Source organism: Amycolatopsis azurea DSM 43854 (genome assembly GCF_001995215.1).
Classification (GTDB): domain Bacteria; phylum Actinomycetota; class Actinomycetes; order Mycobacteriales; family Pseudonocardiaceae; genus Amycolatopsis; species Amycolatopsis azurea.
Genome location: NZ_MUXN01000016.1, coordinates 183292 through 190139 on the forward strand (window position 1 = coordinate 183292; position 6848 = coordinate 190139).

Annotated in this window: 10 protein-coding genes; 2 read left to right on the top strand and 8 right to left on the bottom strand. The window is 70.6% G+C overall.

Annotation, left to right across the window (positions count from 1 at the left end; genetic code table 11):
• Window positions 1–8: 8 nt before the first annotated feature.
• Window positions 9–938 (top strand): proline dehydrogenase family protein, encoded by a 930-nt coding sequence (locus tag B0293_RS21950; RefSeq protein WP_005157066.1) that lies wholly within the window; start codon window positions 9–11, stop codon window positions 936–938.
• Window positions 939–1027: 89 nt separating this feature from the next.
• Here the strand turns inward: B0293_RS21950 and B0293_RS21955 are convergent, their stop codons facing one another.
• Window positions 1028–1384: a thioredoxin family protein gene (locus tag B0293_RS21955; RefSeq protein WP_039917837.1), complete on the bottom strand. Its 357-nt coding sequence runs from the start codon at window positions 1382–1384 to the stop codon at window positions 1028–1030.
• Window positions 1385–1468: 84 nt separating this feature from the next.
• Here B0293_RS21955 and B0293_RS21960 point away from each other — a divergent pair, with 84 nt between their 5' ends.
• A complete protein-coding gene (locus B0293_RS21960) occupies window positions 1469–1711 on the top strand; it encodes a DUF2630 family protein (RefSeq protein WP_005157072.1) in 243 nt (80 codons plus the stop codon).
• Between the two features lie 11 nt (window positions 1712–1722).
• Here B0293_RS21960 and B0293_RS21965 read toward each other — a convergent pair whose 3' ends face one another.
• The 7 genes from B0293_RS21965 to B0293_RS21990 form a co-directional block, all read right to left on the bottom strand.
• Entirely contained in the window at window positions 1723–3288 is a 1566-nt protein-coding gene (locus B0293_RS21965) for an alpha/beta fold hydrolase (RefSeq protein ID WP_005157076.1), read from the bottom strand.
• A gap of 72 nt (window positions 3289–3360) precedes the next feature.
• A complete protein-coding gene (locus tag B0293_RS21970; protein WP_039917876.1) occupies window positions 3361–4440 on the bottom strand; it encodes an ATP-dependent DNA ligase in 1080 nt (359 codons plus the stop codon).
• 28 nt (window positions 4441–4468) lie between these two features.
• Complete coding sequence (locus B0293_RS21975) at window positions 4469–5056, bottom strand: alkaline shock response membrane anchor protein AmaP (protein WP_005157080.1); 588 nt, start codon at window positions 5054–5056, stop codon at window positions 4469–4471.
• Entirely contained in the window at window positions 5053–5589 is a 537-nt protein-coding gene (locus B0293_RS21980; protein WP_005157083.1) for a DUF6286 domain-containing protein, read from the bottom strand. The genes B0293_RS21975 and B0293_RS21980 overlap by 4 nt, the downstream gene beginning before the upstream one ends.
• Before the next feature lie 14 nt (window positions 5590–5603).
• Window positions 5604–5960 (bottom strand): Asp23/Gls24 family envelope stress response protein, encoded by a 357-nt coding sequence (locus B0293_RS21985; RefSeq protein WP_005157085.1) that lies wholly within the window; start codon window positions 5958–5960, stop codon window positions 5604–5606.
• The gene (locus B0293_RS43155; RefSeq protein ID WP_005157087.1) at window positions 5957–6133 is read right to left on the bottom strand and encodes a hypothetical protein; all 177 of its coding nucleotides are present in this window, start codon (window positions 6131–6133) and stop codon (window positions 5957–5959) included. Before B0293_RS43155 ends, B0293_RS21985 begins: the two co-directional genes overlap by 4 nt.
• Entirely contained in the window at window positions 6133–6582 is a 450-nt protein-coding gene (locus B0293_RS21990; RefSeq protein ID WP_005157091.1) for an Asp23/Gls24 family envelope stress response protein, read from the bottom strand. The genes B0293_RS43155 and B0293_RS21990 overlap by 1 nt, the downstream gene beginning before the upstream one ends.
• Window positions 6583–6848 lie beyond the last annotated feature (266 nt).

A 6848-nucleotide genomic window follows, 5' to 3' on the forward strand; every position in this document is an offset into this window, starting at 1 on the left:
AGTTCGTGATGTTGCGTGCCCCGTTGCTCGCCGCCGCCCGATCCCGGCGGATGCGCAAGCTGGTCGAGGTCGTCCCCGCCACCCGATCGGTGGTGAGCCGGTTCGTCGCCGGTTCGAAGACGCCCGACGCCGCCCGGGTGGTCCGCGAACTGGCCGACGACGGCCTCCGGGTCACCCTCGACCACCTCGGCGAGGACACCACCGACGCCGAGCAGGCCGCGACGACCGTCCGCGCCTACGAGGAACTGCTGTCCGCGCTGGCGGCCGACGGCCTCGCGTTCGGCGCGGACGTCTCGGTCAAGCTGTCCGCGGTCGGCCAGTTCCTGCCCGCCGAGGGCGAGAAGGTCGCGCTGGAGAACGCTCGCAAGATCTGCGCGGCGGCCGAAGCGGTCGGTGCCACGGTCACCCTCGACATGGAGGACCACACCACCACCGACTCGACGCTGGGCATCCTGCGGGAACTGCGCACCGAGTACCCGTGGGTCGGCGCGGTGCTCCAGGCCTACCTGCGGCGCACCGAGCAGGACTGCCGCGAACTGGCGACGGAGGGTTCCCGCGTCCGGCTGTGCAAGGGCGCGTACGCCGAACCCGAAGAGGTCGCGTTCCAGGACAAGTCCGAAGTGGACAAGTCTTACGTCCGCTGCCTGAAGATCCTCATGCAGGGCAAGGGTTATCCGATGGTCGCCTCGCACGACCCGCGGATGATCGCGATCGCCGAGAAGCTCGCGTCGGATGCGGGCCGCAAGGCGGACGACCACGAATTCCAGATGCTGTACGGGATCCGTCCCGAAGAGCAGCGCCGGATCGCGGGCGACAGGAAGACGATGCGCGTCTACGTCCCCTACGGCGACGAATGGTACGGCTATTTCATGCGCAGGCTGGCGGAGCGCCCGGCGAACCTGGCGTTCTTCCTGCGCGGACTCGCCACCCGGGGCTGACCCGGTCCCCGGTGGCACGGTTCCGCTGAAGTACAAAGGGGCCCTGCCCGGCGAAATCCGCCGGGCAGGGCCCCTTCTCTTCCCCTGAATCAGGCTTCTTGCGCCTCTTCCTTGAGCTTGTCCATGTCGATGTCGCGGGCCTGCTGGATGAGGTCTTCGAGCGTCTTCTCCGGGAGCGCGCCCGGCTGCGCGTAGATGACCGTCTTGTCGCGGATCACCGCGAGCGTGGGGATCGAGCGCACGTCGAACGCGGCGGCCAGCTGCTGCTCGGCTTCGGTGTCGACGCTCGCGAACACGATGTCGTCGTGGTTGCCCGACACCTTTTCGTAGGTCGGCGCGAACTGGCGGCACGGTACGCACCAGCCGGCCCAGAAGTCGATGATCACGAAGTCGTTCTCGGACACGACCTGATCGAAGTTCGCGGCGGTCAGCTCCACTGTGCTCATGCCCGGCGTAACGAATCGGGTGCTACGCACATTCCCGCGAGTGCGCGTAGCGTCTCGGATGGAGCAATCCAGAAGGAGGTCCGCATGGCCGACGGGGACATTCTCAGCCGGATCGACGAGCTGGTCAGCGTGGAGCACGAGCTCCGTTCGCGGGCGATCGGCACCGGGCTCAGCTCGGAGGACCGGTCCCGGCTCGCGAGCGTGGAGCAGCAGCTTGACCAGTGCTGGGACCTGCTGCGGCAGCGGCGGGCGCGCGTCGAATTCGACGAAGACCCGGACGGCGCCACGACGCGGCCGATCTCCGAGGTGGAGTCCTACCGGCAGTAGCCTTCCCGTGCTCAGGCCGGGCAGAGGGTCCCGTCGACGGGGATCTTCCCGTCGATCAGGAACGCGCGTGTCGCGTCGGCGACACAGGGGGAGAGGCTCAGCGCGCCGTGCCCGGCACCCTGCCAGGTGATGGCCACCGCGCTCGGCATCTGGTCGGCGGCCCGGCCGGTGCCCTGCTCCGGCGTGACCGGGTCGGTCGCGGTGCCCGCGACGAGGATCGGCGGGGCGCCCGGGGCGCCGGCGGGCGGGAGCGGTTCGCGGCGCACGGGCCACGGGCTGCACCACGCCAGCTGTTGAGCGGCGAACACGCCGAACTGCGGGTACTTCTCGCGCAGGGTGGTGGTCACCCGAGTGAGTTCCTCGGCCGAGAGCCGTGTCGCGCTGTCGTTGCACTTGGTCGCGAGAGTGCCGTCCAGCCGCGACGGCCGCGCCCGGGTGTCCTTCAATACCGGCTCGGCGAACGCGGCCAGCGGTGTGACGTCACCGGTCTGCGCGGACTTGAGGGCCTCGGCGAGTTCCACCCAGCGCGAGCGCTGCGCGAGCCCGGAGTAGACGGCGTACAGCGCGATCCCCGGCGTGATCTCCGCCCCGTCGGTGGTGGTCGCGGGGGCCTCGCGGAGCCTGTCTGCGACGGCGGTCACGGCCGCGCGGGCGTCGCCGATCGGGCAACCCCTGGCGATGCACTCGGTCCCGAACGCGTCGAGGGTGGCCTGCGCGCTCGCGGCGACGGATTCCTGCACGGCGGCGCCGTCGGGGGCGGGGTCGGGCAGTCCGTCGAGCATCATGCGGCCGACCTGCGCCGGGAACCGCACCGCGTATTCGGCGAGGACCTTCGAACCGTCACCGCGGCCCAGCGCGTGCAGCTTGTCCAGCCCCAGTTGCTGACGAAGCTCTTCGAGGTCGCCCGCCGCCCGCCAGCTGTCCATCGCGACCTGCGAGTCGTCCAGTTCGATGGCGCACTGCTGGCCTGCCTTGCGCGCCGCGTCGACGACGCCTTCGAGGTCACCGGCCGCCGGGTCGCCACCGAGCAGGTCGGTGCGGATCTCCGCCGGGACGCACTGCACCGGCGCGGACGCCCCGGTCCCGCGCCGGTCCACGCCGATCAGCGAGAACTTCTGCAGGAACTCGGGCGGCAGCGTCGCGGCCAGGCGCGCGGCGTACAGCGATCCCGGCTCACCGTCGACGTCGTTGACCACGACGAGCGGGATCGGCCCGCCACCGGTCTTGACCACCGACAGCCGCGAGAGCCCGCGGCCGGGCAGATCGGGCGCGTCGAGCGTGGTGGGCACCCTGGCGCAGGCGAACTTCAGCGTGTCCGGCACGGACGGCCGGCCCAGCCTCTGCCTGGTCGCCTCGTCGCAGTCGTCCCATTTGATCGACGGCGACTGCGGTTCGGTGAGCGGCGGCAGCGGTACCGGCTGCGCCGAGGTCGACGAACCGGGATCGGGCTTGCCGTCGTTGTCGATCACCGCCGGTCGTACCGACGGTCCGGCCGTGCAGCCCGCGACCACGGCCGCGACCACGGTCGTCATCATGATCAGCCGTGGCCTGCGGCGGACGGTGCTGGCGGGGCGCACGGGCTGGTCCTCACTTTCCGGGCATGACAAAAGCTCGTAGATGAGCTTCGCAGGTGACGTGTCAGGCCCCGGTTAGCGGGTGCGTTTGACCTCACCGCGGAACACCGCGTCCAGGTCGTAGCGGGCGACTTCGTCGAGCTGGGCGTACGTGCAGGAGTCCGGTTCGCGGTCGGGACGCCAGCGCTTGAACTGCGCGGTGTGGCGGAACCGCGACGGGTATCCGCCTTCCGTGTGCTCGTAGCCGACCTCGACGACCTTCTCCAGTTTCAGCGGCACCCACGGGGCTTCCTTGGACTTCCACCGGGTGATCCCGCCGGGGATCCGCTGTTTCTCCCGCACGTTGTCGCCCAGCCAGGGGTGATCGGCCCCGTCGGTGATCAGCGGCGCCAGTTCTTCGGCCAGTTCACGCCGCCGGGTGACCGGGAACGATCCGACGACCCCGGGGTGGTGCAGGACGCCGTTCTCGTCGTAGAGCCCGAGCAGGAACGAGCCGACCAGCTCTCCCTCTTCGCCGTCGACGTGCCAGCGCAGTCCCGCGAGCACGCAGTCGGCGGTGCGCGAGTGCTTGTACTTCAGCAGGACACGTTTGCCGGGCGTGTACGGCTCGTCGAGCGGTTTGCCGATGACGCCGTCGAGCCCCGCGCCCTCGAACAGCTCGAACCAGTGGCGCGCGATCGCCGGATCCGAGGTGGCCGGGGTCAGGTGGATGCCGTCCGAGGCCAGTTTTTCCAGCCGCTCCCGCCGCTTCGACGTCGGTTCGTCCAGATAGGACTCGTCGCCGAGCGCCAGCAGGTCGAACGCGACGAACTCCGCCGGGGTCTGTTCCGCCAGCAGCTTGATCCGGCTCTCGGCGGGGTGGACCCGGTCGGTCAGCGCGTCGAAGTCCAGTTTGCCGTCCCGGCCGACCACCAGTTCGCCGTCGAGCACGATCTGCTCGGGCAGGGTCGCCTTCAGTCGCTCGACGACCTCGGGGAAGTACCGGTTGAGCGGCTTCTCCGACCGCGACTGGAGGGTCAGTTCGTCGCCGTCGCGGAACACCAGGCAGCGGTAGCCGTCCCATTTCGGCTCGAACAGCAGCCCGCCGGAATCGGGGATCGCCTTCGCCGGTTTGGCGAGCATCGGTTTGACCGGCGGAGACAGCGGAAGCGACATGACGGCCATTCTTGCCGTAAGGACGCTGTCAGCGCACCCGTTGCGGTGCCGTCGTGTCGAGTTCGATCCGGACCGCGGTGGGCAGCACGTCGACCCCGAGCGACTCCCGGGCCCTGGCCAGCACGGTGAGGTCGAGCTGCTCCCAGACCCGTTTCAGGTCGGTGCCCTCGACGAGCCAGAGCGTGATCCGCAGCGCCGGGTTCTCCTTGTCGCCGACCGCGCGGACCCGGGCGCGGCCGACGCCGTCGATCGTCTCGGCGTCGAGACGGACGGCGTCGGAGATCGCGGAGGAGGTCACCACGAGGTCGTCGTCGAGTTCGAGGTCCGGACGGCCTTCCGGGCGCAGCGACCGGGAGAACCACCACAGGCCCAGCCACAGCAGGAGGACGCCGAGCACGATCGCGCCGATCCGGGCGGCGAGCGCGTTCCGGACGAGCCAGTCGAGCGCGATCGGGTCGACGAGCGACCGGTTCGCGCGGTACGTGCCGAGCCAGCCCGCCCCGACCACGAGCACCGCGGCCCCGCCGAGCAACGCGACGAGTCCGATGAGGACGGTCAGCGTCCGTTCCGTGCCGGTGGACCGGCCGAGCGCCTTGGCGGAGACGGAACGGGTCATCGGCGGTCCTTCGGGGAGTCGACGACGACGGACACCTTCGGCCGCCGCGCCAGGGGGACGTCGTCGAGCAGGCCGGAGACCGTCTCCAGCAGCCGCGGTCGCAGCTCGCCTTCGGTTTCCAGCCTGCTCGTCGCACGGACACGGATCTTCTTGGCGGTGGCGGTGACCTTCGCGCCCGCGACGTTGTCCTGGCCGCGCACGGTCACCCCGACCAGCCTCGCCAGCGAGCGCGGCGACGTGGTCACGCTGACCTCGTTCGCCGGATCGGTCAGCCGGACGGCTCGCCGACCGGCCGAGGCCGACGCCAGGATCAGCAGCAGCCCCACGACCGCGACGGCGATCGCGAGGTAGCGGACCTCGTCGGTGTTCCAGGACAGTTCCGCGAGCCTGTCGCGCCAGTCGTCCCACGGGACGAACAGCGGCCCCCGCCCGGGCCGCCACCAGCCCCAGCCGACCTCCAAGGCCAGCAGGACCCCCGCGGCGGCCAGCGCCAGCCCGATCAGGGCGGACAGCAGGCGGACGAACAAACGCATACCGGTTGCTCCTTCTAGCGGACGCGGGGCGCGATGTCGGGCAGGAGCGCGGAGACCGTCACCGAGATGTCCCGGACCTGGTACGACGTGATCCGCTCGACCTCCTCGGTGACCCGGGCGCGGAGATCGCCGACGATCCGCCGCACCGGTGCCGGGTAGTGCAAAGCGACGTCGAGCAGCAGGTCGACGTCGTTGCCCTCACCGCCGACCTTCGCGCTCGCGCCGTGGGTCCCCAGCCCGAGCCCGGCGATCCGCCGCTCGGCGCGCGTGGTCCCGTCGACCTGGTCCGCGGCGTGCTGCGCGATCTTGCGGACCACGGACGGCGCGATGGTGAGCGTGCCGCGGTCCTCCGGTTCGGCCGGGACGGTCATTTGTCGCGGCCCCGGCCGAACAGGTCGCCGAGGTCGAGTTCGCCGTCGAGCACGCGGCCGAGGACGAGGCCGATGACGCCGACGGCCAGTGTCACCAGGAACGCGGTGAAGCCCTGGGTCGCGGCGAGGCCGAGGATGAGGCCGGCGAGCAGGCCGGTCTGGGTCCCGTTCATCACTCGACCCGCGAGGTCTCGGTCTCGCCGCCGTTCTCGTCGGGCAGGTGGATGTCGTTGACCGCGATGTTGACCTCGATCACCTCGAGGCCGGTGATCTGCTCGACCTGGCCGATCACGTTGCGGCGCACCGCGCGGGCGACGTCGACGATGCGCGCGCCGTACTCGACGACGACGTCGAGATCGATCGCCGCCTGCTTCTCGCCGACCTCGACCGAGACACCGGACGTGGTGACCGTGCCGGAGCCGGGGATGCGCTCGCGGATCGCGCCGAAGGCCCGCGAGACCCCGCCGCCCAGCGCGTGGATCCCGGTGACCTCACGGGTGGCGAGGCCCGCCACCTTCTGCACCACCACCGACGAGATCGTGGTCTTGCCGGAGGCTCCTTCCTCGTTGAGGGACGACCCCGCCACCGGGGTGTCGGGCTTGCTCGCGCTCGGCTGCGCCATGAAGTTCGCTCCTTCTCGGCCTGTGCCGCGCGACCTGCGCGCACGGCGGTCCCTACGCTCTCACCAACCAGGACACACGCGCACCCTGAGTCGTCACGCGATGTCCCCCGGATGGGGTAATCACTTCCGGGGTTCACCTTCCGGAGGTGGTGGGTCGGGGTGGTCGTGAGTGGCAAGTGTCGTTCTAACGCGACTTACCACTCACGACCACCCCGACCGAGCTGGGCCCGCCGCCCTCGCGCTTGAAGTACATGAAGGCCTCCTTC